1 protein-coding gene is annotated in these 415 nt (G+C 76.6%); it reads right to left on the bottom strand.

All coding sequences use genetic code 11. The features are described from left to right. Positions 1–415: aldo/keto reductase (locus DW309_RS04815; RefSeq protein ID WP_136044719.1), on the bottom strand; the 415-nt coding region annotated here is incomplete at both ends.

Genomic DNA, 415 nt, shown 5'->3' with positions numbered 1-415 from the left:
GGCCACGGGCACGGGCGCCGCCGCCCCGCCGAGCGCCTTCGCCTGGCGCATGCCGCCGAGCGGACCCCACGCGAGGAACGCCAGGCCGTGCTCCTCGCAGCGCCGCAGCACGGGCTCGCTCGACCGCTCCAGGAAGCTGTACTCGTTCTGCACGCTCACGAGCGCGTCGCCGAGGACGCCCCGGGCGAGGTCGAGCTGCGCAACGTCGACGTTCGACACCCCGACCCGCACCACGACCCCGTCGTCCACCAGCTGCCGCAGGGCCCCCATCGAGTCCGCATAGGGCACGCGCACGTCGGGCCGGTGGTGCTGGTAGAGCGGGAGCGCGTCGAGTCCGAGACGCCGCGCCGAGGCACGCGCGGCGGCGGCGAGATGCGCGGGCGTGCCGTCCACCCACCACGTCGCGGCGGGCCCG

It is taken from the genome of Microbacterium sp. K41, from assembly GCF_004794395.1.
GTDB lineage: Bacteria > Actinomycetota > Actinomycetes > Actinomycetales > Microbacteriaceae > Microbacterium > Microbacterium sufflavum.
This window is presented reverse-complemented; position numbering and strand designations above follow the sequence as displayed.